Source organism: Mycobacterium sp. NGS69, assembly GCF_059812165.1.
The window spans coordinates 28,609-53,521 of sequence record NZ_JCALCD010000016.1; the positions used below are offsets into that span (position 1 = coordinate 28,609).

Consider the following 24,913-nt stretch of genomic DNA (forward strand, 5'->3'; position numbering starts at 1 on the left):
GCTGTGGCGGAGGCGCCCGGCGTGTCGCCGCCCAGGCTTCACGCTCAACGCTCACGCTTCACACTCGCGGCGGCGCGATGTCACATCCGCGACCGCTGGATGCGTCTGCTGGTTGTCAGCACCCATTCGCTCGCGAAAGGCAGCATCATGAAGCACATCGTGATCATCGGCGCCGGCTACGCCGGCATGGCGGCCACCACCCGCTTGGCGGGTCGGGTCAAGGGCCGCGACGACGTGCGCGTCACCCTGGTCAACCCGCAGGCCCGATTCACCGAGCGGTTGCGGCTGCACCAGGCGGCTTCGGGCCAGCGGCTGGCCGACCTTGAGATCCCGGACCTGCTCGCCGGTACCGACGTCGAGTTCGTCCAGGGATGGGTCACCGGCGTCGACGCCGACGCGCGGGCCGTCCGTCTCGACGACGAGCGCACGATCGGCTACGACACCCTGGTGTACGCGCTTGGCAGCGTCGCCGACACCGATGTCGTGCCCGGCGTCGACGAATTCGCCTACACGCTCAACACCGCCCACGACGCCGGGCTGCTGGCGCAACAGCTGGATCGGCTTGGCGCCGGCACGGTGGTGGTCGCCGGCGGCGGCCTGACCGGAATCGAATCGGCGGCCGAGATCGCCGAACGGCATCCCGAACTCGACGTCGTCCTGCTCAGCCGGGGCACGCCCGGATCGACGATGGGCCCCAAGGCGCGGGCCCGCCTGAATTCCGGGTTGGCCCGGTTGGGCGTGCGGATGCGTTCGGGCGTTGAGATCGTCAAGGTGATGCCCGACGGCGTCGCGCTGGCTGACGGCGAAGTCGTCAACGCGCGCGGTGCTGTGGACCACGGGCGTGCGGGTATCGCCACTGGCGGCCGCCGCTGGCCTGAGCGTCGACGAGCGCGGCCGAATCATCACCGATGAGGCGCTGCGCTCGGTGTCACACCCCAACGTGTATGTCGTCGGCGACGCCGCGGCGGTTCGGCAAGGATATGGCCTGGTGCATGGCACCTGCCAGAGTGGCATCCCGACCGGTGTGCACGCCGCCGGCAACATCGTGCGAGAGCTGAAGGGCAAGCAGCCCAAGCGGTTCCGCTTCGGCTATGTCCACCAGCCGGTGAGCCTGGGGCGCCGCGACGCCGTCATCCAGTTCACCCATCCCGACGACAGCCCGGCGCGGCTCTATCTGGCCGGTCGGTGGGCGGTCGCGTACAAGGAAACGGTGAGCTCCAGCCCCTGGACGACCTACCGATTGCTCAAGTTGCTGCCCGCGCTGGGCGCCATGACGTGGCGGCGCGGTGGGGGCTTCACCCGATGAGCACCGACGAGCACACGTTCGTCGAACATCGGAAGCTGTTGTTCGCCATCGCCTATCGGATCCTGGGGTCGGCGGCTGACGCCGAAGACGTCGTTCAGGATGCGTGGCTGAAGTGGTCGGCGGCCGATCGAGGTCAGGTCGCCGACCCCAAGGCGTACCTGTCCCGCATCGTGTCGAATCTGTCGATGGAACGACTGCGTTCGACCCGGCGTCAGCGGGAGACCTACGTCGGGCCGTGGCTTCCCGAGCCGATCCTCACGAGCGAGGACACGGCCGAGGATGTCGCGGCCGCCGAATCGGTGTCGATGGCGATGCTCGTCGTGCTCGAGACGCTGAGCCCACTGGAGCGCGCGGTGTTCGTCCTGAAGGAGGTGTTCGACTTCAGTTACGCCGAAATCGCTTCGGCCGTAGAGCGTTCGGAGGCGGCCGTGCGTCAAGCGGGCCACCGCGCCCGCAATCACGTGCAGGCGCGCCGGCCCAGGTTCGAGGCCGACCGCGGCAAGAAACGCGCGGTCACCGAACGCTTCTTCGCCGCGGCGACCGGCGGAGACATCAACGATCTCATGCAACTGCTCGCCCCCGACGTCACGCTATGGACGGACGGCGGCGGAAAGGTGCGCCAGGCGCTGCGCCCGGTCGAGGGCATGGCCAAGGTCGCCGCATGGCTCGCCGGGGTCACCAAGCGCCCCTACGAAGGCGTCGAGATCGCCGACATGACAGCCGAAGTCGTCGACGTCAACGGCGGGCCGGGTATCGTCTTCTCGGCCGCGGGCCGCGTGATCGCCACGCTCACAGTCGAACTGGACGCAGACGGGCGCATCGTCACCATCCACAACGTGGCCAACCCGGACAAGTTGCGCGCCGTCGCGGATGGGGTTCGGCGCGGCTAGCTCAGCCGCTCGATCACCATCGCCATGCCCTGGCCGCCGCCGACACACATGGTTTCCAGGCCCAGCGTCTTGTCGTGGGTCTGCAGGTTGTTGAGCAGCGTGGTGGCGATGCGCGCGCCGGTCATGCCGAACGGGTGGCCCAGGGCGATCGCCCCACCGGACACGTTCAGCTTGTCCTCGTCCATGCCCAGCTCGCGTGCCGAGCCCAGCACCTGCACCGCGAAGGCCTCGTTGATCTCGTAAAGGTCGATGTCGCCGATCGACATCCCGGCGCGAGCCAACGCCTTCTTGCATGCCTCGATCGGCCCGAGGCCCATGATCTCCGGCGAGAGGCCGCTGACCCCGGTGGACACGATGCGGGCCAGCGGCGTCAGGCCCAGTTCCTTGGCCTTGGTGTCGCTGGTGATGATCAGTGCGGCCGCGCCGTCGTTCAGGGGACACGCGTTGCCGGCGGTCACCGTGCCGTTGGGCCGGAACACCGGCTTGAGCTCGCTGACCTTCTCGTAGGTGGTGCCGGCGCGCGGGCCGTCGTCGGTGGTGACGGTGGTGCCGTCGGGCAGGGTCACCGGGCTGATCTCCCGCTCGAAGAAGCCGCTCTTGATGGCCTCCTCGGCGCGGTTCTGGCTGCGCACCCCCCAGCGGTCCTGCTCCTCGCGGCTGATGCCGGTGAGGATGGCGACGTTCTCGGCGGTCTGACCCATCGCGATGTAGACGTCGGGCAGGTTCCCGTCGGCGCGGGGGTCGTGCCATTCGTCGGCGCCCGCAGCGGCGGCCGACGTACGCTCCTGGGCCTCGTCGAACAGCGGGTTCTTGGTGTCGGGCCACGAGTCGGAGTTGCCCTTGGCGAACCGCGACACCGTCTCCACGCCCGCCGAGATGAACGCGTCACCCTCGCCCGCCTTGATCGCGTGGAACGCCATCCGCGTGGTCTGCAGCGACGACGAGCAGTACCGGTTGACCGTGGTCCCCGGCAGGAAGTCATAGCCCAGCTCGACGGCGACGACGCGCGCCATGTTGAAGCCGGATTCGCCGCCCGGCAGGCCGCAGCCCAGGATGAGGTCGTCGATCTGGTGCGGGTTGAGCGCGGGCACCTTGTCGAGCGCGGCGCGCACCATCTGGGTGGCCAGGTCGTCGGGCCGCATGGACACCAGCGATCCCTTCATGGCGCGGCCGATCGGTGAGCGAGCGGCTGAGACGATGACGGCTTCAGGCATGGCTTTTCCCTTCAAATCCCTTCCGCCGGTGCGGCTTGCATCACAAGCGGGTGTCTGGGCACCCCGACGGGCTAGAACAAATCTAGTCGGTGCCGACCGGCTGGGACTCAGACGGGGCGGGGGATGCGGTCCCTGGGCGCCGCCACAGCCGCGACACGAGGGTCAACCGCGCGGGGGACTCGTCGAGCCTCGGTGCGAAGGCGGCGACGGGAACTTCCGGCGTCGGGCTCTCGACCTCGATCCCCAGCGCGTCGCACACCGCGACCAGCAGCGCCTCGGCGGCCAGCGCGTACGCGGTGGGTGAGGGGTGGAACCCGTCGGCGGAGAACATCTCCTCGCGCTGGGTCCGGAATCGGGGCGCCAGCAGCTGGGCCATCGCGACCGGGACGCCGCCGGCGCCGCGGACGGCGGCCGTCTGCGCGCGGGCCAGCTGCGTAGTCCGCGCGTGCGCCAGCGAGCGAAGCGGTTGCGGGATCGCGGTTACGACCCCTAGATCGGGGCAGGTGCCCACGATCACCACCGCACCGCGGGAGCGCAGCTTGCGCACGGTCAGGGCCAGCCGTTGCGCCGATTGGCTGATGCCGTTGAGGGCCGTGACGTCGTTGGCCCCCAGCATCATCACGGCCACGTCCGGCGGCGGGCCGGCCACGAACATCGCGTCGACCTGACCGGCGACGCCCTTCGACGTGGCTCCGACGATGGCCTTGGTGCTCAGCCGGACGGCCTTGCCCGCCCGCTCGGCCAGCCCGCGCGCGATCAGCACGCCGGGCACTTCCTCGGCGCTCATGCAGCCGTACCCGGTGGCCGTGGAGTCGCCGAAGATCATCAGGTGCACGTCCACGGGCATGCCGCGCTGCCACCGCTGCACGGGCCCGCCGCCGGGGCCGTACACGCCGTCGGCGCGCGGTGGGATGTCCCAGGCCTTCGGGATGATGGTGCGCGTGTGCGCCGCCTGGCCGACCAGCAGGTTGCGTGCGCCCAGATAGGCCGTACCCGTCGAGGCGAGCGCACCGGCTGTGGCCAGGGCGATTGTCGAACGACGCGGCACCCGGATGGTCACGAAATCAGTTTAGATCCGCTTCGGGGTTTGCGCGGGCGGCTTGTGAACAATGTGGTCACGTTGTGAATCAAATGTGGTATCAAATCAGATTCTTCAAACGTTCTACCCAGCAAAGGCTGTCAAGCTAAGTTTCAAGGGTTGGCTGAACGCCCTGGAAAGCGGGCTGAACCGGACGCTTGGCCGCCTCGTCACATGCTGTATCGGACTACAACGGCGTAGGAAGTGTTGAGCATGACCGCACCTAGCAAGGTATCCGGTTTCCCCCGGAATACCGTTCGGCCACATGAGGTCCTCAAGCGACGTAGAGTTGAGGCACGCAGATTTGCCATCAGCGACGGCGCACCGGTCGAGGTACTCGAGTCCGGTCCCAGCGTCGCTGCGCGGGTAGCCAACGTCGCGTCCCGGCTGACGATCCGGCCGGTGCTGGCCGTCGGCAGCCACGTTCCCAACCTGCCGTGGCCGTGGGGTCTGATCGACGTCGCGGCCCGGGTCCTGCTCCCGGTTTCCGCCACCGTCCGCGAGACGGTGAACTTGCCCAATGCTTCCGCGCAGCTCGTGCGCGCCCCCGGAGTGTTGCCCGCGGACGGCACCCGCCGGGTGATCGTCTACTTGCACGGCGGCGCGTTTTTGACCTGCGGAGCAAACTCCCACGGCCGGCTGGTCGAGACGCTGTCGAAGTTTGCTGACTCGCCGGTGCTGGTCGTCAACTACCGGCTGTTGCCCAAGCACTCGGTCGGGATGGCCCTGGACGACTGTCACGACGCCTACCAATGGTTGCGCGAGCGCGGCTTCGAGCCGGACCAGATCGTGCTGGCCGGTGACTCGGCGGGCGGGTACCTCGCGCTCGCCCTGGCGCAACGCTTGCAGGAGGAGGCGCACCTGGATTCGGACATGCCGGCGGCCCTGGTGGCGATCTCGCCACTGCTGCAGCTAGCAAAGGAATGCAAGCAGGCGCACCCCAACATCAAGAGCGACGCGATGTTCCCCGCGAACGCGTTCGACGCGCTAGTCGCGTTGGTTGCTAGCGCCGCCGAAAAGAACATCGTCGACGGCAAACCGGAAGAGATTTACGAGCCGTTGGAGCACATCAAGCCGGGCCTGCCGCGGACGCTCATCCACGTTTCCGGATCCGAGGTGTTGCTCCACGACGCGCAGCTGGCGGCGTCGCGGTTGGCGGCGGTCGGCGTTCCGGCCGAGGTGAGGGTCTGGCCCGGCCAGGTCCACGACTTCCAGCTGGCCGCGCCGCTGGTTCCGGAGGCGATTCGTTCGCTGCGCCAGATCGGCGACTACATCCGCGAGGCCACCGGCTAGCGAGTGTGCGCCGCGCGAAAGCGCCTGAGACGATGAACGCATGCGGATCGCGCAGCACATCAGTGACCTCATCGGGGGAACGCCGCTGGTTCGGCTGAACTCCGTCGTTCCCGACGGCGCCGGCACCGTGGCGGCCAAAGTCGAATACCTCAACCCGGGCGGTAGCTCGAAGGACCGGATCGCGGTGAAGATGATCGATGCCGCCGAGGCCAGCGGGCAGCTCAAGCCCGGGGGGACCATCGTCGAACCCACGTCGGGCAACACCGGCGTCGGCCTGGCGCTGGTCGCCCAGCGGCGCGGGTACAAGTGCGTGTTCGTCTGCCCCGACAAGGTCGGCGAGGACAAGCGCAACGTGCTGCTCGCCTACGGCGCGGAGGTGGTCGTGTGCCCGACGGCGGTGCCGCCCGACCACCCGGACAGCTACTACAGCGTCTCCGACCGGCTGACCCGCGAAATCGAAGGGGCCTGGAAGCCCGACCAGTACGCCAACCCGGAGGGACCGGCCAGTCACTACGCGACCACCGGCCCGGAGATTTGGGCCGACACCGACGGCAAGATCACCCATTTCGTCGCCGGCATCGGCACCGGCGGGACGATCACCGGCGCGGGCCGCTACCTCAAGGAGGTGTCCGGCGGGCGGGTCAAGGTCATCGGCGCCGACCCGGAGGGCTCGGTGTACTCGGGCGGCACCGGTCGGCCCTACCTGGTGGAGGGCGTCGGCGAGGACTTCTGGCCGGACGCCTATGACCGCACGGTGCCGGACCAGATCATCGCGGTGTCGGACTCCGACTCGTTCAACATGACCCGGCGGCTGGCCCGCGAGGAGGCGATGCTGGTCGGCGGGTCGTGCGGGATGGCGGTGGTCGCCGCGCTCAAGGTGGCCGAGGAGGCCGGACCCGACGCGCTGGTGGTGGTCCTACTGCCCGACGGCGGGCGGGGCTACATGGCGAAGATCTTCAACGATGCCTGGATGTCGTCGTACGGGTTCCTGCGCGGGCGCCTCGACGGGTCCACCGAGGAGTTCACCGTCGGCGATGTGCTGCGGCGCAAATCCGGCGAGCTACCCGACCTGGTGCACACCCATCCGTCCGAGACGGTGCGCGACGCCATCGGCATCCTGCGCGAGTACGGGGTGTCGCAGATGCCCGTGGTCGGCGCCGAGCCGCCCGTCATGGCGGGGGAGGTCGCGGGCAGCGTTTCCGAGCGCGAGCTCCTGTCCGCCGTTTTCGAGGGCCGGGCCAAGCTGGCCGACGCCGTCGCGCTGCACATGAGCCCGCCGCTGCCGATGATCGGCGCCGGTGAGCTGGTCAGCGCGGCGGGCAAGGCGCTGCGCGACTGGGACGCGTTGATGGTGGTGGAGAAGGGCAAACCGGTGGGCGTGATCACCCGGTACGACCTGTTGGGATTCTTGTCCGAGCCGCCCCGCGCAACGACGGTCCGGCGTTAGCGGGGCGGGCCGCGCGTGGAAGCCGAAAATCTCGCTTATACCGCTCCGCGGGCCCGGCAGGTACTGTAATTCGGCCTGGTTCAGCCAACGCAGTGGAGGGTTGCCCATGTCCGATCAACCGTCGCCCGGCGAGTCCTATCAGCCGCCCCCTGGGGCCGGCGGCCAAGAACCCCCTCCGCCGCCCCCGCCGGGCGGTTCCTACCCGCCGCCGCCCCCATCGTCGGGCGGATACGCGCCGCCCCCGCCCGGACCGGCGATCCGCGCGCTGCCGACGGAGTCCTACACGCCGTGGGTCACCCGGGTGCTGGCGTTCCTCATCGACAACATCCCGGCCGGCGTCCTGGTGGGCATCGGCGCGATCATTCAGGCGCTCACCACGCAACAGTCGTGCGTCAGCGACATCACCCAGTACAGCGTCAACCAGTACTGCGTGAACCAGCCCAGCGCCATCGGCACGATGGCGTTCTGGTTGGCGTGGCTGGCCGCGGTGGCCTACCTGGTCTGGAACTACGGCTACCGCCAGGGCACCACGGGCTCGAGCATTGGCAAGTCGGTGATGAAGTTCAAGGTGGTCAGCGAGGTCACCGGCCAGCCGATCGGGTTCGGGATGTCGGTGGTGCGCCAGATCGCGCACTTCGTCGACCAGATCATCTGCTACATCGGCTACCTCTTCCCGCTGTGGGACGCCAAGCGGCAAACGTTGGCGGACAAGATCATGACGACGGTGTGCCTGCCGATCGAAGAGGGCGCCGCGGCCTGAATCCGGGCGGCCTTCGGTCGGCGGGACGATGGCGCGGTGGCGTCACTAGGCTGATCGGCGATGAGCGAGGACCGTAGCGGAGACCACAAGTTCAACGGATTGGCCACCAAGGCGATCCACGCCGGCTACCGCCCCGATCCGGCAACCGGGGCGGTGAACGCCCCGATCTACGCCAGCAGCACGTTCGCCCAGGACGGTGTCGGCGGCCTGCGCGGCGGATTCGAGTACGCGCGCACCGGCAACCCGACCCGGGCGGCGCTCGAGGCCTCGCTGGCGGCGGTCGAGGAGGCCGCCTTCGCGCGCGCGTTCGCCTCCGGGATGGCCGCCACCGACTGCGCCCTGCGCGCGACGCTGCGGCCGGGCGACCACGTCGTCATCCCCAACGACGCCTACGGCGGCACCTTCCGGCTGATCGACAAGGTGTTCACCAAGTGGAACGTCCAGTACACGCCGGTGGCGCTGTCCGACCTGGACGCCGTCGCGGGCGCGATCACCGCGCGGACCCGGCTGATCTGGGTCGAAACGCCAACCAACCCGTTGCTGACCATCGCCGACATCGCCGGGATCGCGGAACTGGGCCGGCAACACTCGGCAAAGGTGTTGGTGGACAACACCTTCGCGTCGCCGGCGCTGCAGCAGCCGTTGACGTTGGGCGCCGACGTGGTGTTGCACTCGACGACGAAATACATCGGCGGGCACTCCGACGTGGTGGGCGGCGCGCTGATCACCAACGATCAGGAGCTGGACGACGCGTTCGCATTCCTGCAGAACGGGGCCGGCGCGGTGCCCGGCCCGTTCGACGCCTACCTGACGATGCGCGGCCTGAAGACCCTGGTGCTGCGGATGCAGCGGCACAGCGAAAACGCTTGCGCGGTAGCGGAATTCCTCGCCGGACATCCTGCCGTGAGTGCGGTGCTGTATCCGGGCCTGCCCAGCCACGCCGGCCACGAAATCGCCGCGCGCCAGATGCGCGGCTTCGGCGGCATGGTCTCGGTGCGCATGCGCGGGGGCCGGCGGGCCGCCGAGGAGCTCTGTGCGCGAACCGAGGTGTTCATCCTGGCCGAGTCGCTGGGTGGGGTGGAGTCGCTGATCGAGCTGCCCAGCGCGATGACGCACGCGTCGACCGCCGGTTCGCAACTGGAAGTGCCCGACGACCTGGTGCGGCTTTCGGTCGGCATCGAGGACGTCGCCGACCTGCTGGCCGACCTCGAGCAGGCGCTGGCTTAGCTACCGCCACCAGACACAGAATCGCACGTGCAAGGCGCGCTGGACGCGATTCTGTGTCTGGTGGCCGGGCAGGGCCCGGCGAACACCGTCAGAGGAAATCAGGAGTGGTAGGGCTCCGCGCTGACCAGGGTGACCTCGACGGTGTTGCCGTTGGGCACCGTGTAGCTGCGGGTCTCGCCGACCTTGGCGTCGATCAGGGCGCCGCCCAGCGGTGAGTTGGGCGAGTACACCTCGAGCTTGCCGTCGTTGACGCCCTCCTGGCGGGTGGCGATCAAGAACGTCTCGCTGTCGGACTTGTCGCCGTTGTAGTAGACCTTGACCACCGAGCCGGGCAGCGCGACGCCGGACTGCTTGGGCGCCTCGCCGACCTTGGCGTTGTTGAGCAGATCCTGCAATTGGCGGATGCGGGCCTCCTGCTGACCCTGCTCTTCGCGGGCGGCGTGGTAGCCGCCGTTCTCGCGCAGGTCACCCTCTTCGCGGCGGTCGTTGATTTCCGCGGCGATGACCGGACGATTCGCGATCAACTGGTCGAGCTCGGCCTTGAGTCGGTCATGTGACTCCTGGGTCAACCAGGTCACCTGAGTATCCGTCATCTCGTCGTCCTCGTATTTCTTTCTCGTTTCGCGTATTCGCGCAAGTTTTTGCACCCCGCTGCCGGGGGTATCCGGGTCCCGCCCCGCCTACCGCCGCTCCGTTCTTCCGACGGCCTTTAATGCAGCAATACACGGTCCCTACGGGAACCGTGCATTCATCCATGTTACCACCGCGCAAACAGATGATGACTCAATATTCTCCGCTGGTCTTGATCGCGCGGTCAGGCCGGACGCAGGTAGCCGGGCACATCGGCCCCGCAGCCGTAGATGTCGGCCATCACCGGCGGCCGGACCGATTTCAGCGTCGTCGTCACCTGAACGGTGGCCTGGTCGGACGGCGGCACCAGCACCTCGCGTCTGCCGGTCTCGCTGCCGTCCTTGGCCCGGACCCGCACGATGCAATCAACCGGGCGCGACGGGTCGGATCGCGTCACGCTGATCGTTACCGACGCCGTCTCGTCGTCGATCACCTGGTAGCCGGCCAGCGAGCCCGCGACGTCGCTGGTCCCCAGCCGCTGGTAGCCGACGACGGCGACGACGACGCCCACGGCGACGACCAGCACGGCCAGACCGATGGCCACCCGGCGGCGGGACACGCGCGACAGTCGCGACCGGCCGTAGCGGGCCTCGGGGCGCGGAAGGGAGGTTTCGGTCATGCCTGGGTATGCCTGGGTTGTTGGGCTGCCGGCCGCCGGCCGGCGGGATGCAACGATCGGAACTGGAATTATAAGGTCGCTTCTAGCACTTCTAGCCCTTCAGGGGCGACCTGCGAACCGACTCGGAGAAGGGGGCACGTGAGCGAACTGCGGTTGATGGCGGTGCACGCCCACCCCGACGACGAGTCGAGCAAGGGTGCGGCCACCCTGGCCCGCTACGCCGACGAGGGTCACCGGGTTTTGGTGGTCACGCTGACCGGGGGCGAGCGCGGCGAGATTCTCAACCCGGCGATGGACCTGCCCGACGTGCTGGAGCACATGGCCGAAATCCGCCGTGACGAGATGGCGAAGGCGGCGGAGATCCTCGGCGTGGAGCACACCTGGCTGGGCTTCGTCGACTCCGGCCTGCCCCAGGGCGATCCGGCGCCCCCGCTGCCCGAGGGCTGCTTCGCGCTGGCGCCGCTGGAGGAATCCGTCGAAGCGCTGGTGCGCGTGGTCCGCGAGTTCCGCCCCCACGTGATGACCACCTACGACGAGAACGGCGGCTACCCGCACCCCGACCACATTCGCTGCCACCAGGTTTCGGTCGGCGCGTTCGAGGCCGCCGCCGACTACGCCCGCTTCCCGGACGCGGGCGAGCCGTGGGCGGTGTCCAAGCTGTATTACAACCACGGCTTCCTGCGGGCACGGATGCAGCTGCTGCACGACGAATTCGTCAAGCGCGGCCAGGAGGGCCCGTTCCAAAAGTGGCTCAAGCACTGGGATCCCGAGCACGACCCGTTCGAGTCCCGGGTGACGACGCGGGTCGAGTGCTCGGCGTATTTCAGCCAGCGCGACGACGCCCTGCGCGCGCACGCCACCCAGATCGACCCGAACGCCGAATTCTTCGCCGCTCCCATCGAATGGCAGCAGCGGCTCTGGCCGACCGAGGAATTCGAGCTGGCCCGCTCGCGTGTGCCGGTCAAGCTGCCCGAGGACCACCTGTTCGCCGGAATCGAGGACGACGGGTGACGCACCATCTCCTCCGGGTGATCGCCGACGGCCCGCACAACCATGGGCCTGACTTCGGCAAGGCCAGCCCGGTCGGGCTGCTCGTGGTCGTGCTGCTGGTGATCTCGACGCTGTTCCTGTTGCGGTCGATGAGCCGGCAGCTGAAAAAGGTTCCGAAGACATTCGACCCGGAGCACCCCGAGCCCGATCAGGCCGCCGACGAGGGCACCGACACGGTCGGCGAGGAGTCCGGCCCGGCGAACGGGCCGACACGGGCCCCAGGACCCGGTGATGAGCCCGGCTGAATCCGCCGCAACCAACACCCTCGGCCTGGCCACCAGCCCGTATCTGCGCCAGCACGCCGACAACCCGGTGCATTGGCAGCAGTGGACGCCGCAGGCGCTGGCGGACGCGGCGGCGCGCGACGTGCCGATTCTGCTCTCCATCGGCTACGCCGCCTGCCACTGGTGTCATGTCATGGCCCACGAATCGTTCGAGGACGACGAGGTGGCCGCGGTGATGAACGCGGGATTCGTCTGCATCAAGGTCGATCGCGAGGAGCGGCCCGACATCGACGCGGTGTACATGAACGCCACCGTCGCGCTCACCGGGCACGGCGGATGGCCGATGACGTGTTTCCTGACGCCGGACGGCCGACCCTTCTTCTGCGGCACGTACTACCCCAAAGACGGTTTCCTGCAACTTCTTTCGGCCGTATCGGCCACCTGGCGGGACCGTCGCGGCGAGGTCGAGGAGGCCTCGGACCACATCGCCGATGAGTTGCGCAAGATGGCCGGCGGCCTGCCCGGTGGTGGCCCGGACGTCGCGCCGCAGCTGTGCGACCACGCCGTCGCCTCCGTGCTCGGCGACCAGGATTTGGTCCATGGCGGGTTCGGGGGCGCCCCCAAGTTCCCGCCGTCGGCGATTCTCGAGGCGCTGCTGCGCAATCACGAACGCACCGCGTCGCCGGCGGCGTTGGAGGCGGTCGCGCGCACGGCCAACGCGATGGCCCGCGGCGGCATCTACGACCAACTCGCCGGCGGCTTCGCCCGCTACAGCGTCGACAACGCCTGGGTGGTACCGCATTTCGAGAAGATGCTGTACGACAACGCGTTGCTGCTGCGCGCGTACGCGCATTGGGCGCGGCGCACCGGCGACCCGCTGGCGCGCCGGGTCGCCGCCCAGACCGCGGGGTTCCTGCTCGGCGAGCTGACCGACGGTGACATGTTCGTCTCGTCGCTGGACGCCGACGCCGACGGCCGCGAGGGTTCCACGTATGTATGGACGCCGGCGCAGCTGACCGAGGCTCTCGGCGCCGACGACGGCCCTTGGGCGGCAGAGGTTTTCGCGGTCACCCCGTCCGGCACCTTCGAACACGGCAGCTCGGTGCTGCAGTTGCCCGCGGACCCGGACGACCCGCGGCGGGCCGAACGGGTCCGCGCCGCGCTGCTGGCCGCGCGGCTCACCCGGGCGCAGCCCGGTCGCGACGACAAGGTCGTCACGTCGTGGAACGGCCTGGCGATCACCGCGCTGGCCGAGGCAAGCGTGGCGCTGGACGAACCCGAATTGGCCGCTGCCGCACGGCGTTGCGCGCTTTCGTTGCTGGGCCTGCACGTCGTCGACGGTCGGTTGCGGCGCGCCAGCCTGGGCGGGGTGGTCGGCGACAGCCCCGGCATCCTGGAGGATCACGCGATGCTGGCCACCGGCCTGCTCGCGCTGTACCAGCTGACGGCCGAGGAGTCGTGGCTGACGACGGCGAGCGACCTGCTTGACACGGCGCTGCGCCACTTCGCCGACCCTGGGCAGCCGGGCCGCTGGTTCGACACCGCCGACGACGCCGAGCGGTTGGTGCTGCGGCCGGCCGATCCGCTGGACGGCGCCACGCCGTCGGGCGCGTCGTCGATCACCGAAGCGTTGCTGACCGCGGCGCACCTCGTCGACGGCGAACGTGCGGACCGGTACCTGCGGGCCGCGGGTGACGCCCTCGCCGCGCATTCGCTGCTGCTGGAGCGCGCGCCGCGGTCGGCCGGGCACTGGCTGGCCGTTGCCGAAGCCGCGGTCCGCGGGCCGCTGCAGATCGCGGTCGCCTGCGACCCGTCGCGGTCCCCGCTGCTGGCCGAGGCGCGCCGGCTGGCGCCCGGCGGGGCGATCGTGGTGGGCGGCGAGCGGGATACGTCGCCGCTGCTGGTCGGCCGGGACCGGGTCGGCGGCGCCGACGCGGCGTACGTGTGCCGTGGCCGGCTCTGCGACCTGCCGGTGACCGGGGCGGCCGAACTGGCGGCGGCCCTGGATGTTTCGGCAGGGTAGCCGGGAGGCTACCCTGCGTCCCATGCCAAACGCCTCGGACCGGGTCCACGCGATCGCGGACACCGTCAACCGTTACATCGAGCTCGTCGCCAAGGGCAGCGCCGACGACCTGGTGGAGTTGTACGCCGACGACGCGACCGTCGAAGATCCGGTCGGGGGCGAGGTGCACATCGGCCGCCAGGCGATCCACGGCTTCTACTCCGCGGTCAACGACGTGCAGCGCGAATGCGAGTTGGTGTCACTGCGGGTGGCCGGCAACGAGGCGGCGTTCCAGTTCCGCCTGACCGTCACCGCGGGGGAGCACCGGATGGTGATCGAGCCGATCGACGTCATGGTGTTCGACGACCGCGGCAAGGTCACCGCGATGAAGGCCTACTGGTCGGCTGCCGACGTCACGCAGCTTTAGCGCGGGCCGTCAGGCCGGGTTGCCGACGTAGAAGACCGCGAACCACATGGCGATGTAGTGCAGGATCGCCGCGATCGCGGTGAAGGCGTGGAAGAACTCGTGGTAGCCGAACGTCTTCGGCCACGGGTCGGGCCAGCGCAGCCCGTAGAGCAGGCCGCCGATGCTGTAGAACGCGCCACCGACGGCGAGGAGCACCATCGCGGCCACCCCGGCGACGTGGATGATCGTCGGCGCGTACCAGACCGCCACCCAGCCCAGCAGCAGGTACAGCGGCACGCCCACCCAGCGCGGCGCCGTCGGCCAGCACACCTTCAGCACGATGCCGGCCAGCGCCCCGCCCCACACGATCCACAACACGGTTCGCCCGTCGGCGGGCGGCATCGCCAGCATCGCGAACGGTGTGTAGCTGCCGGCGATGAACAGGAAGATCATCGAATGGTCGAGCCGCTTCATCAGGTTGCGGCTCTTGCCGGATTTCCAGTTGACGCGGTGGTAGGTGGCGCTGACCGCGAACATGGCCACGGTGGCCAGGGCGTAGGCGAACGTCGTCAGCCCGGCCCGGGTGGATGCCACCGCCCACGACACCGACACCAGGCTCGCGCCGCAGACGACCGCCAGCCATGCGGAGTAGAAGTGAATCCAGCCGCGCATGCGGGGCTTGGAAACGGCCCCGGCGGCACCCTCGACGAGCTGTTCGACGGGATTGCCAGGCGCGATCGCCTCGGGCTCCGGGTTGGTGGGCGTGCTGGTTTTGCTGCTCATTAGGACCAACAGTAACCGCGAATGATCACGACCCGGTGTTGGACGTGCGGTGGGCTTGCGCAAATCCAAACCGGAATTTGGTGTCGCTCACAGTAGGGTGGAGCTTCGTGGAGATCATCCCGCCGCGGCTCAAGGAGCCGTTGTACCGCGTCTACGAGCTGCGGCTGAGGCAGGGTCTGGCGGCCACCAAATCCGAACTTCCCCGCCACATCGCGGTGCTGTGCGACGGGAACCGGCGCTGGGCGCGCAACGCCGGTTACGACGATGTCAGCTACGGCTACCGGATGGGTGCGGCCAAGATCGCCGAGATGCTGCGCTGGTGCCAAGAGGCCGGCATCGAGATGACGACCGTGTACCTGCTGTCCACCGAAAACCTGCAACGCGATCCCGACGAGCTGGCCGGCCTCATCGAGATCATCACCGACGTGGTCGAGGAGATCTGCGCCCCGGCCAATCACTGGAGCGTGCGCACGGTCGGGGACCTCGGGCTGATCGGCGAGGACCAGGCCCGCCGGCTGCGCGACGCGGTGGAGTCGACGCCGGCCGTCGCGCCGTTCCACGTCAACGTCGCCGTCGGCTACGGCGGGCGCCGGGAGATCGTCGACGCGGTGCGGGCGCTGCTGAACAAGGAGCTCGCCAACGGAGCCACCGCCGAGGAGCTTATCGACGCGGTGACCGTTGATGGCATCTCCGAAAACCTTTACACCTCAGGGCAACCCGACCCCGACCTGGTGATCCGCACCTCGGGGGAACAGCGGCTGTCGGGGTTTTTGCTCTGGCAGAGCGCCTATTCGGAGATGTGGTTCACCGAGGCGCACTGGCCCGCGTTCCGCCGCGTCGATTTCCTGCGCGCGCTGCGTGACTACAGCCAACGGCATCGGAGGTACGGGAAGTAACCCGTGCCACACTGGATGCATGGCTGCGCTGTCGGCGGTGGTGTTCACGCTGAGCGGGTGGCTGGGGTTGTATCTGCTGGCCCGCGATCCGCGCAAGCCGGTGCTCGCGCTGGCGGCGATCGGGCTGTGCGGTTTCGCGCTGGTGGTCGCGCTGGACGCGGTGCGCACGGCCGGCGTGGGCCACCTCGCGCTGCTCAGCCGGCTCGAGATCTATCTGGCCGCCGTGCCCAGCGTGGCGTGGTTCGCGGTGCTCGTCGAGCTGTCCCGGCCGGGCGACCGCTGGCGGGCGCGCACCGGGGAGATCCTGCTCGTCGGCGGTGTGGGCGCGCTGAACCTGCTCGGCGCGGCGCTGGCCGGCAGCGTCGAAGGGCCGCTGCGGCCGGGGCACCTGCTGATGATGGCGGTGATCTCGACGTCCACGCTGGGGGCGATGATCGTCGCGGTTCGGCGGCCCGCCCAGCCCACCTCGGTCGTCGGCGTCGTCGTGGTCGCGACGCTGTTTTTCGCGCTGGCCAACGCCATCCTGATCATCCCGCTGGGCATCGTGCCGAGCTGGCTGGCCCTGGCGTCGACGGGGTGCGACGTCCTGACGCTCGGGGTGGCGGTGGCGCTGTGGGACGCCTTCGACGAGGGCCAGGCGCTGCGCGCCGACATGCTGCGCTCGTTCGCCGGTTCGATGGCGGTCGCGGTGCTGTTCGGCGGCCAGGCGCTGATCGGCTTGGCGCTGACCCGCGGGGAGGCCACCGCGCAGACCGTGCTGACGGTGCTGCTGTTCACCACGCTCGCGATCGCGATCGCGGTGCAGGTGCTGGCCGACCCGCTGGCCGGCATGCTGGACCGGCTTGCGTTCTCCAGGTCACCCACGCTGCGCGCCGACCGGGCAGCGTTGCGCCACACCGGGGCGGCGCTGCCGCTGCGTTCGGCCGATCCCCGCAAGGAGCTCCAGCACATCGATGACGACACCTTCGCCCGGCTCACCCGCCGCGCGCTGGGCCACTACGCCGACCTGACCAAGCTCGTCGCCAGCCCGCTGACCGCGCTGCCCGTGATCGACGAGCGACTGGCCGCACGCGGTGCCCCCGATCACCCGGTGGAGCGGGCCAACGAGCTCAAGGCCGTTCTGGCCGACGGCATCGCCCGGCTCAAACCCCGCGACGCGGGCGATTTCGGAACCACCGAGGAGTGGCGCTACTACAACTCGCTCTACTTCCCGTACGTCGTCGGGGTGCGCGCATACGCGCAGAACGCCACCGCGGCCGGCCTGGATCCCACCGCCCGGCAGGCCTGGCAGTGGCTGGTCACCGAGGTACCGCAGCGTTCTCTGCACAACTGGCAAAACGCCGCCGCCCGGCTCATCGCCGCGGATCTGCGCGGGCGGGTGCCGGTCCCCAGCGACTAGTCGCGGCCCCAGCCGCTTGTGTGTCGCGGCGCCGGGGGCACGAAAATCCGTCCTTACCGCCCGCGGCGTCGAATAGGCGGACAGAGGTCTGAAAGCCAGGGAGGAAGTCAGATGGCGTCGAAGGTTCCGCCTGTCAGGGTCGTGCGGGCCATAGAGCTCGTCCGACATCGAATCGCTCAACTGCATCGACGCCTGGTCCCGGCGCCGATCTCGGTGATGGAGATGGTCGTCGACGGGTGGGCCGCCCAGGCCATCACCGCGGCCGCCGATCTCGGCATCGCCGACGCGCTCGCCAAAGGACCCTTGTCGGCCGACGATCTCGCCACAGCCGTCGGCGCCGACGCCGACGCCCTGCGCCGACTGCTGCGGGCGCTCATCGCGCGCGGCATCTTTCGGCAACGTCGCGACGGCCGCTACGACCTCACCCCGCTCGCCGACGCGCTTCGCCGGGATGCGGAGGTATCGGTCGCCGGGTGGGCCCGCTGGCTGGGTTCGCCCCAGCACCGCGAGCACTGGAGCCACTTCACCGACGCGATCCGCACCGGCCGGGCCGTCATCCCCGACCTGCGCGGCAAGCCCACGTTCGAATACCTGGCCGGCGAGCCCGAACTCGGCGAAATTTTCAATCAGGCGATGACCAGTGGATCCGAACTTGCCATCGCACCGTTGATCGCCGGCTACGACTTCGGCCGCTTCGCCACCATCGCCGACGTCGGCGGTGGGCACGGCCGGCTACTGGCCGCCATCCTCGGCGCCGCTCCACGGGCCCGCGGGATCCTCTTCGACCGGCCCGAGGTCGTGGCGGGGGCCCCGGCCACCCTCTCCGAGCATGGCGTCGACGACCGCGTCCGGATTGTCGAAGGATCGTTTTTCGACTCGGTACCCGACGGCGGCGACGCCTACATCCTCAAGAACGTGATTCACGACTGGCCCGACGAGGACGCCGTGCACATCCTTCGCAACGTGCGCGCCGCGGCGGGCGCCGGCAAGAACGTCCTGCTCGTCGAGCTCATCATTCCCAAGCACAATCGTGAATACCTGGGCAACTGGCTGGACCTGGAAATGCTGATGGCGCTCGACGCCCGGGAGCGCACCGCCGCCGAATACGGCCAACTGCTGAGCCGGGCCGGCTTCGAAATGACGCGGGTGGTCGAAACGGCATCGCCGTTCAGCGTTGTCGAAGGCCGGGCAATTTAGGACAACCGGGAATAGCCCGAAGAAACACCTGGTCTTTGTATCCGTGGCAGCAGTTGGCAGCGCCACGCATCGATATGGCAGTGCTCTGGCGGCACGCTCAAACCAGATCGACCCCCTCCGCCATCGCTAGGAGTAATCACATGACCGCCGTTTCTGGTCTCCCAACCCGCCCCCTGTACGACTCGACCGACTCGCTGCTGCGTTTCGCCATGCGCGCCGACGCCACGTTGACGGGGCTGTGCGGCTTGGCCGTCGCGTTCTTCGCCGACCCGATCTCGTCGCTGACCGGGCTCACGTCCGGCCAGGAGTACGCAATGGGCGCGTTCTTCGTGCTCGCCGGCCTCGTCGTGTTCAGCCTCGCCGCGGCGCCGGACCTGCGCCGCGTCGGGAACGGCATCATCGTGGCCAACGTCGTCTTCACGCTGGCCGCGATCGTGGCCGCCGAGGCAGTGCCCATGTTGACCGCAACCGGGGTGGCCGCGACGCTGGCCACCGGCGTCTACACCGCGGCGTTCGCCGGTCTGCAGTACCTGGGAGTGCGTCGCCTCGCGGCCTAACTTGTCCGCGCCTCCGGCCCGGCACCCGCGCTACAGCTTGCGCAGGCGCAGCCGATTGATGGAGTGGTCGGCGTCCTTGCGCAGCACCAGGGTGGCGCGGGGCCGGGTCGGCAGGATGTTCTCGACCAGGTTCGGCCGGTTGATCGACCGCCAGATCTCGCGGGCGGCGGCGACCGCCTTGGTGTCGTTCAGCGCCGAATAGTGGTGGAAGTGTGACTCCGGGTCGGCGAACGCCGTGGTGCGCAGCGACAGGAACCGCGACACGTACCACTGCTCGATGTCCTCGATCCGGGCATCCACGTAGAGCGAGAAGTCGAACAGGTCCGACACCATCAGGGTCGGACCGGTCTGCAGCACGTTGAGGCCCTCGAGGATCAGGATGTCGGGGTGGCGGACGACGTGCTTGGCCCCCGGGATGATGTCGTACTTCAGGTGCGAATACACCGGCGCGCACGCGTAGTCCGCGCCGGATTTGACCGACGTCACGAATCGCATCAGCGCCCGGCGGTTGTAGCTTTCCGGAAAGCCCTTGCGGTGCATCAGGTTTCGCCGATCAAGCTCGGCATTCGGGTATAGGAAGCCGTCGGTGGTCACCAGGTCCACCCGGGGGTGGGGATCCCAGCGGGCCAGCAGCGCCTGCAGCACGCGGGCCGTCGTCGATTTGCCGACGGCCACGCTGCCCGCCACGCCGATGACGAACGGCACCGGCCGGTCCGGATTCTGTTGCGGTTCCCCGAGGAACTCCGCGGTGGCGGCGAACAGCCGCTGGCGCGCGGCGACCTGAAGGTGGATCAACCGGGCCAGCGGCAGGTAGACCTCTTCGACCTCCAGCAGGTCGATCTGCTCACCGAGACCGCGCAGCCCGACCAGTTCCTCTTCGGTGAGGGCCAGCGGCGTCGACATGCGAAGCGCACGCCACTGTTTTCGGTCGAACTCCACATAAGGGCTCGGCTCGCTAGGCCGCGGCATAGTGCTCAAGTGTGGCAGGGGCAAACGCGCGCCCGACGGCTGGGCTGGCGAAAAGCGCCGCGGATAGACTGGCGGCCGTGACTGCCGCACCCGACGCCCGTACCGCCTCTTCTGTGATGTCGGCCCCGCTCGCCGAGGTCGACCCCGACATCGCCGAGTTGCTGGACAAGGAACTGCACCGGCAACGCGACACGCTGGAGATGATCGCCTCCGAGAACTTCGTGCCCCGCTCGGTGCTGCAGGCCCAGGGCAGCGTCCTGACCAACAAGTACGCCGAGGGACTGCCCGGTCGGCGCTACTACGGCGGATGCGAGCACGTCGATGTCGTGGAGAACATCGCCCGCGACCGGGCCAAGGCGTTGTTCGGCGCCGAGTTCGCCAACGTCCAGCCGCATTCCGGCGCGCAGGCCAACGCCGCCGTGCTGCACGCCCTGATGTCACCCGGGGAACACCTGCTCGGGCTGGACCTCGCCAACGGCGGCCACCTCACCCACGGGATGAAGCTGAACTTCTCCGGAAAGCTGTACGAGGCCGGCTTCTACGGCGTGGACCCGAAGACGCATCTGGTCGACATGGACGTCGTGCGGGCCCGGGCGCTCGAGTTCCGCCCCAAGGTCATCATCGCCGGCTGGTCGGCGTACCCGCGGATCCTCGACTTCGCCGCGTTCCGGTCGGTCGCCGACGAGGTCGACGCCAAGCTGTGGGTGGACATGGCGCACTTCGCCGGGCTCGTCGCCGCGGGCCTGCACCCGACGCCGGTGCCGCATGCGGACGTGGTGTCCACGACCGTGCACAAGACGCTGGGCGGTGCCCGTTCCGGCATGATCCTGGGCAAGCAGGAGTACGCCAAGGCGATCAACTCGGCGGTGTTCCCCGGCCAGCAGGGCGGGCCGCTGATGCACGTCGTCGCGGGCAAGGCGGTCGCGCTCAAGATCGCCACCACGCCCGAGTTCGCCGACCGCCAGCAGCGCACGCTGTCCGGGGCGCGCATCGTCGCCGACCGGCTGCTGGCGGCCGACGTCGCCAAGGCCGGCGTCTCGGTGGTCAGCGGCGGCACCGACGTGCACCTGGTGCTGGTCGACCTGCGCGACTCGCCGCTCGACGGCAAGGCCGCCGAGGACCTGCTGCACGAGATCGGCATCACCGTCAACCGCAACGCGGTCCCGAACGACCCGCGGCCCCCGATGGTGACGTCGGGGCTGCGGGTGGGCACGCCGGCGCTGGCCACCCGCGGTTTCGGGGACGCCGAATTCACCGAGGTCGCCGACATCATCGCCACCGCGCTGGCGGCCGGGACTGCCGCGGACGTCTCGGCGCTGCGGCAACGGGTGACGCGCCTGGCCAGGGATTTCCCCCTCTACGAGGGCCTGGAGAACTGGACGCTCGTCGACCGCTGAGCGGGTTAGGGACCAAAGTCACCATTCGGCCGCGACACGCCCCAACAATTTCACAGAACCTGTTCCTAGAAGTTACAGTAACCGCATGGCACAGAAACCTGTTCCTAACACGCTGACCCTCGAACTCGAGCCCGTGGTCGAGCGGCTCATGGACCACCACCTCAACACCGAGGACCTCTGGTTCGCCCACGACTACGTGCCCTTCGAGCAGGGCGAGAACTTCGCGTTCCTGGGCGGACGCGACTGGGATCCGTCTCAGACCACCCTGCCGAGGACCATCACCGACGCCTGCGAGATCCTGCTGCTGCTCAAGGACAACCTCGCCGCACACCACCGCGAGCTCGTCGAGCACTTCATCCTCGAGGAGTGGTGGGGCCGCTGGCTGGGCCGGTGGACCGCCGAGGAGCACCTGCACGCCATCGCGCTGCGCGAATACCTGGTGGTGACCCGGGAGGTCGACCCGACCGCCAACGAGGAGGCCCGCGTCCAGTACGTGATGAAGGGCTACCGCGGCGACACCTACTCGCAGGTCGAAACCCTCGTCTACATGGCGCTCACCGAGCGCACGCACGCGGTCTACTGCCGCAACCTGGCGGCCGCGATCGAGGAGCCCGTCCTGGCCGGCCTCATCGACCGGATCCGCAGGGACGAAGAGCGCCACGAGCACATGTTCGCCAGCCTCGTCGCGCACTGCCTCTCCTACACCCGCGACGAGACCATCGCCGCGATCGCCGCGCGGGCGGCCGACCTGCAGACGGTGGGCGCCGACATCGACGCCTACGCGGACAAGGTGCGCAACGTCGCGGACGCGGGCATCTTCACCCCGCAGGACCTACGGCAGGCGATCTCCGACCGCATCACCGAATGGGGCGTGGCGGGCGAACCCGCGCTGAAGCAGTTCTGCGTTGGTTAAGGTCAGGTAGGCCCAAACTTCACCCGAACCGGCCGCGGCCCGCGGCCGGTTTTTGGTGTCCCCGTGTCGGTCTCGGCGCGCCTGCGCGGCGCCGAAGCGGCCACGAGAGTAGCGTCGTTCCCGATGGCCAGCGACAAGATCTGCTGCCAGGGCGGCACCTCCCGTCACGAGAAGGGCAGGACCGGCCCCGGTCCTGGTGCTGCGGCTCCCGCCGACATGCCTGTGCGGGTCCGCGCGGGCTTACCCGCTCGAGGAGCGCTTCGTGACCGATCTCCGGACCTATGTGCTCGACACCTCCGTGCTGCTGTCCGACCCGTGGGCGTGCAGCCGGTTCGCCGAACACGAGGTGGTGGTGCCGCTGGTGGTGATCAGCGAGTTGGAGGCCAAACGCCACCACCACGAACTGGGCTGGTTCGCCCGTCAGGCGTTGCGCCTGTTCGATGATCTTCGGCTCGAGCACGGACGGCTGGATCAGCCGATTTCCGTTGGGACACAAGGCGGCACGCTTCACGTCGAACTGAATCACACCGACCCGTCGGTGCTGCCCGCCGGCTTTCGCACCGACAGCAACGACTCGCGGATCCTGAGCTGCGCCGCCAACCTCGCCGCCGAGGGCAAGCGAGTTACGTTGGTCAGCAAGGACATTCCGCTGCGGGTGAAGGCCGCCGCGGTAGGCCTGGCCGCCGACGAGTACCACGCGCAGGACGTCATCGTCTCCGGTTGGTCAGGGATGCAGGAGATCGAGACCGGCACCGACGACATCGACGCGCTCTACGCCGACGGTGAGATCGATCTGGTCGAAGCCAGAGACCTGCCCTGCCACACCGGGATTCGGCTGTTGGGCGGCAGCTCTCACGCGCTCGGGCGGGTCAACGCGGCAAAACGCGTCCAGTTGGTTCGCGGCGACCGCGAGGTGTTCGGGCTGCGCGGGCGTTCCGCCGAGCAGCGCGTGGCGCTGGACCTGCTGCTGGACGAGTCGGTGGGCATCGTGTCGCTGGGGGGCAAGGCCGGCACCGGCAAATCGGCGCTGGCGCTGTGCGCGGGCCTCGAGGCGGTGCTCGAACGGCGCACCCACCGCAAGGTGGTGGTGTTCCGTCCGCTGTATGCGGTCGGCGGCCAGGAGCTGGGTTACCTGCCCGGCAGCGAGAGCGAAAAGATGGGCCCGTGGGCGCAGGCCGTCTTCGACACCCTCGAGGGCCTGGCCAGCCCGGCGGTGCTCGAGGAGGTGCTGTCCCGGGGCATGCTCGAGGTGCTGCCGCTGACCCACATCCGGGGCCGCTCGTTGCACGACTCGTTCGTGATCGTCGACGAGGCGCAGTCGCTGGAGCGCAACGTGCTGCTGACCGTGCTGTCCCGGTTGGGCACGGGATCGCGGGTGGTGCTGACCCACGACATCGCCCAGCGCGACAACCTGCGCGTCGGCCGCCACGACGGGGTCGCGGCGGTGATCGAGAAGCTCAAGGGGCATCCCCTGTTCGCCCACATCACGCTGCTGCGCAGCGAGCGCTCGCCGATCGCCGCGCTGGTCACCGAGATGCTCGAGGAGATCGCCGGACCGCACTGAGTGTGAATCCTTGGCTTTCGCTGTCACTTCAGGGCGGGAAATCCGCGCAAATCTCGCCCTGGTGCGACACTGAAAGCCCTGGTTACACGGTCAACGCGGCGGCCGCACACCCGACCCCGGGTAGGCTTTCCACGTGCCGAAACGACCCGACAGCCAGGCCTGGCGCTATTGGCGGACCGTTTTGGGCGTCGTGGCGGCCGCCGCGGTGCTGGTGATCGGCTCCCTCACCGGTCACGTGACGCGGGCCGACAACCTCAGCTGTTCGGTCGTCAAGTGCGTCGCGTTCACGTTCGACGACGGGCCGGGGCCATACACCGACCGGCTGCTGCAAATCCTGAAGGACGCCGACGCCAAGGCCACGTTCTTCCTGATCGGCAACAAGGTCGCCGCCAACCCGGCGGGCGCCAAGCGCGTCGCCGACGCCGGCATGGAGTTCGGCAACCACACCTGGGAACACCCCAACATGACCACCATCCCGCCCGCGGACATCGCGGGCCAGTTCTCCCGCAGCAACGACGCGATCACCGCCGCGACGGGCCGGGCCCCGTCGCTGTGGCGTCCGGCCGGCGGGCTGTCCAACGACGCGGTGCGGGCGACCGCGGGAAAGTTCGGGCTGGCCGAAATACTCTGGGACGTCATCCCTTTCGACTGGATCAACGACTCCAACACGGCCGCGACGCGGTACATGCTGATGACGTACATCAAGCCCGGCTCGGTGGTGTTATTCCATGACACCTACTCGAGCACCGTCGACCTGGTGTACCAGTTCATCCCGGTGCTCAAGGCCAACGGCTACCGCTTGGTGACGGTCAGCGAACTGCTGGGGCCGCGGGCGCCGGGCAGCACGTACGGCGGCCGCGAAAACGGGCCACCGGCCAACCAATTGCGCGACATTCCGCCCGGCGAGATCCCGGCCCTGCCCAACACGTCCTCACCCAAGCCGATGCCGAACTTCCCGATCACCGACATCCCGGACCAGAACTCGGGCGGGCCGAACAACGGCGCCTAGCAGGGTTTGGGTGGGCGCGCGGCTATTTTTATAGGGTGTTCAGGCTGGGCTGGCTTCGGGCTCCAGCGGCGGGGCAGCGAAAA

23 protein-coding genes and 1 pseudogene are annotated in these 24,913 nt (G+C 69.0%); 18 read left to right on the forward strand and 6 right to left on the reverse strand.

The genetic code is table 11. The features are described 5' to 3' along the window. The first annotated feature begins 186 nt into the window (after window positions 1–186). Window positions 187–1,306, forward strand: a pseudogene (locus tag AC5Y2S_RS28315) (NAD(P)/FAD-dependent oxidoreductase). Continuing rightward, a complete protein-coding gene (locus AC5Y2S_RS28320; RefSeq protein ID WP_499959888.1) occupies window positions 1,303–2,196 on the forward strand; it encodes an RNA polymerase sigma-70 factor in 894 nt (297 codons plus the stop codon). Before AC5Y2S_RS28315 ends, AC5Y2S_RS28320 begins: the two are co-directional and overlap by 4 nt. Here AC5Y2S_RS28320 and AC5Y2S_RS28325 read toward each other — a convergent pair. Continuing rightward, window positions 2,193–3,410, reverse strand: coding sequence for an acetyl-CoA C-acetyltransferase (locus AC5Y2S_RS28325; RefSeq protein WP_499959890.1), 1,218 nt, complete (start codon window positions 3,408–3,410; stop codon window positions 2,193–2,195). The two genes, AC5Y2S_RS28320 and AC5Y2S_RS28325, sit on opposite strands and share 4 nt — an antisense overlap. An 82-nt stretch (window positions 3,411–3,492) precedes the next feature. Then, a complete protein-coding gene (locus tag AC5Y2S_RS28330; RefSeq protein WP_499959942.1) occupies window positions 3,493–4,458 on the reverse strand; it encodes an SGNH/GDSL hydrolase family protein in 966 nt (321 codons plus the stop codon). Between the two features lie 243 nt (window positions 4,459–4,701). Here AC5Y2S_RS28330 and AC5Y2S_RS28335 point away from each other — a divergent pair, with 243 nt between their 5' ends. From AC5Y2S_RS28335 to AC5Y2S_RS28350, 4 genes are all read left to right on the forward strand, one after another. Beyond that, complete coding sequence (locus tag AC5Y2S_RS28335) at window positions 4,702–5,781, forward strand: alpha/beta hydrolase (protein WP_499959892.1); 1,080 nt, start codon at window positions 4,702–4,704, stop codon at window positions 5,779–5,781. A 40-nt stretch (window positions 5,782–5,821) separates the two neighbouring features. Then, complete coding sequence (locus tag AC5Y2S_RS28340; RefSeq protein WP_499959893.1) at window positions 5,822–7,228, forward strand: cystathionine beta-synthase; 1,407 nt, start codon at window positions 5,822–5,824, stop codon at window positions 7,226–7,228. 106 nt (window positions 7,229–7,334) lie between these two features. Next, window positions 7,335–7,988: an RDD family protein gene (locus tag AC5Y2S_RS28345; RefSeq protein WP_499959894.1), complete on the forward strand. Its 654-nt coding sequence runs from the start codon at window positions 7,335–7,337 to the stop codon at window positions 7,986–7,988. A gap of 60 nt (window positions 7,989–8,048) precedes the next feature. After that, window positions 8,049–9,215 (forward strand): cystathionine gamma-synthase, encoded by a 1,167-nt coding sequence (locus tag AC5Y2S_RS28350; protein WP_499959896.1) that lies wholly within the window; start codon window positions 8,049–8,051, stop codon window positions 9,213–9,215. A 98-nt stretch (window positions 9,216–9,313) separates the two neighbouring features. On the opposite strand, the gene greA is transcribed toward AC5Y2S_RS28350, so the two are convergent. Next, entirely contained in the window at window positions 9,314–9,808 is a 495-nt protein-coding gene (gene greA / locus AC5Y2S_RS28355) for a transcription elongation factor GreA (RefSeq protein WP_067011431.1), read from the reverse strand. 221 nt (window positions 9,809–10,029) lie between these two features. Then, window positions 10,030–10,464: a DUF4307 domain-containing protein gene (locus AC5Y2S_RS28360; RefSeq protein ID WP_499959897.1), complete on the reverse strand. Its 435-nt coding sequence runs from the start codon at window positions 10,462–10,464 to the stop codon at window positions 10,030–10,032. A gap of 138 nt (window positions 10,465–10,602) precedes the next feature. Between AC5Y2S_RS28360 and mca the strand changes: the two genes are divergently transcribed. The 4 genes from mca to AC5Y2S_RS28380 are packed head-to-tail and all read left to right on the forward strand — an operon-like array spanning window position 10,603 to window position 14,167. Then, complete coding sequence (gene mca, locus AC5Y2S_RS28365) at window positions 10,603–11,475, forward strand: mycothiol conjugate amidase Mca (RefSeq protein WP_499959899.1); 873 nt, start codon at window positions 10,603–10,605, stop codon at window positions 11,473–11,475. Next, window positions 11,472–11,759: a hypothetical protein gene (locus AC5Y2S_RS28370; protein WP_499959900.1), complete on the forward strand. Its 288-nt coding sequence runs from the start codon at window positions 11,472–11,474 to the stop codon at window positions 11,757–11,759. Before mca ends, AC5Y2S_RS28370 begins: the two co-directional genes overlap by 4 nt. Then, window positions 11,746–13,761, forward strand: coding sequence for a thioredoxin domain-containing protein (locus tag AC5Y2S_RS28375; protein WP_499959902.1), 2,016 nt, complete (start codon window positions 11,746–11,748; stop codon window positions 13,759–13,761). Before AC5Y2S_RS28370 ends, AC5Y2S_RS28375 begins: the two co-directional genes overlap by 14 nt. A 22-nt stretch (window positions 13,762–13,783) precedes the next feature. Then, the gene (locus tag AC5Y2S_RS28380; RefSeq protein WP_499959903.1) at window positions 13,784–14,167 is read left to right on the forward strand and encodes a nuclear transport factor 2 family protein; all 384 of its coding nucleotides are present in this window, start codon (window positions 13,784–13,786) and stop codon (window positions 14,165–14,167) included. A gap of 9 nt (window positions 14,168–14,176) precedes the next feature. Here AC5Y2S_RS28380 and trhA read toward each other — a convergent pair whose 3' ends face one another. Further along, window positions 14,177–14,929, reverse strand: coding sequence for a PAQR family membrane homeostasis protein TrhA (trhA, locus tag AC5Y2S_RS28385; protein ID WP_499959905.1), 753 nt, complete (start codon window positions 14,927–14,929; stop codon window positions 14,177–14,179). Window positions 14,930–15,036: 107 nt separating this feature from the next. Between trhA and AC5Y2S_RS28390 the strand changes: the two genes are divergently transcribed. From AC5Y2S_RS28390 to AC5Y2S_RS28405, 4 genes are all read left to right on the forward strand, one after another. Further along, window positions 15,037–15,825 (forward strand): (2Z,6E)-farnesyl diphosphate synthase, encoded by a 789-nt coding sequence (locus AC5Y2S_RS28390; protein ID WP_499959944.1) that lies wholly within the window; start codon window positions 15,037–15,039, stop codon window positions 15,823–15,825. 19 nt (window positions 15,826–15,844) lie between these two features. After that, window positions 15,845–17,224 (forward strand): hypothetical protein, encoded by a 1,380-nt coding sequence (locus AC5Y2S_RS28395; protein WP_499959907.1) that lies wholly within the window; start codon window positions 15,845–15,847, stop codon window positions 17,222–17,224. Window positions 17,225–17,335: 111 nt separating this feature from the next. After that, window positions 17,336–18,421: a methyltransferase gene (locus AC5Y2S_RS28400; protein WP_499959909.1), complete on the forward strand. Its 1,086-nt coding sequence runs from the start codon at window positions 17,336–17,338 to the stop codon at window positions 18,419–18,421. A gap of 140 nt (window positions 18,422–18,561) precedes the next feature. After that, complete coding sequence (locus tag AC5Y2S_RS28405) at window positions 18,562–18,978, forward strand: hypothetical protein (protein WP_499959911.1); 417 nt, start codon at window positions 18,562–18,564, stop codon at window positions 18,976–18,978. A 30-nt stretch (window positions 18,979–19,008) separates the two neighbouring features. Here AC5Y2S_RS28405 and coaA read toward each other — a convergent pair whose 3' ends face one another. Beyond that, entirely contained in the window at window positions 19,009–19,947 is a 939-nt protein-coding gene (coaA, locus tag AC5Y2S_RS28410; RefSeq protein WP_499883016.1) for a type I pantothenate kinase, read from the reverse strand. A gap of 116 nt (window positions 19,948–20,063) precedes the next feature. Here coaA and glyA point away from each other — a divergent pair, with 116 nt between their 5' ends. The 4 genes from glyA to AC5Y2S_RS28430 all read left to right on the forward strand — a co-directional run bounded on the left by glyA (window position 20,064) and on the right by AC5Y2S_RS28430 (window position 24,830). Continuing rightward, window positions 20,064–21,344 carry a serine hydroxymethyltransferase gene (gene glyA, locus AC5Y2S_RS28415; RefSeq protein WP_499959946.1) on the forward strand — a complete coding sequence of 427 codons (1,281 nt, stop codon included), beginning with the start codon at window positions 20,064–20,066 and terminating at the stop codon, window positions 21,342–21,344. Window positions 21,345–21,429: 85 nt separating this feature from the next. After that, a complete protein-coding gene (locus AC5Y2S_RS28420; protein WP_499959913.1) occupies window positions 21,430–22,257 on the forward strand; it encodes an acyl-ACP desaturase in 828 nt (275 codons plus the stop codon). Between the two features lie 262 nt (window positions 22,258–22,519). After that, window positions 22,520–23,821 (forward strand): RNA 5'-3' helicase PhoH2, encoded by a 1,302-nt coding sequence (phoH2, locus tag AC5Y2S_RS28425; RefSeq protein ID WP_066941045.1) that lies wholly within the window; start codon window positions 22,520–22,522, stop codon window positions 23,819–23,821. Window positions 23,822–23,954: 133 nt separating this feature from the next. Continuing rightward, complete coding sequence (locus AC5Y2S_RS28430) at window positions 23,955–24,830, forward strand: polysaccharide deacetylase family protein (protein WP_499959915.1); 876 nt, start codon at window positions 23,955–23,957, stop codon at window positions 24,828–24,830. The last annotated feature ends 83 nt before the right edge of the window (window positions 24,831–24,913 follow it).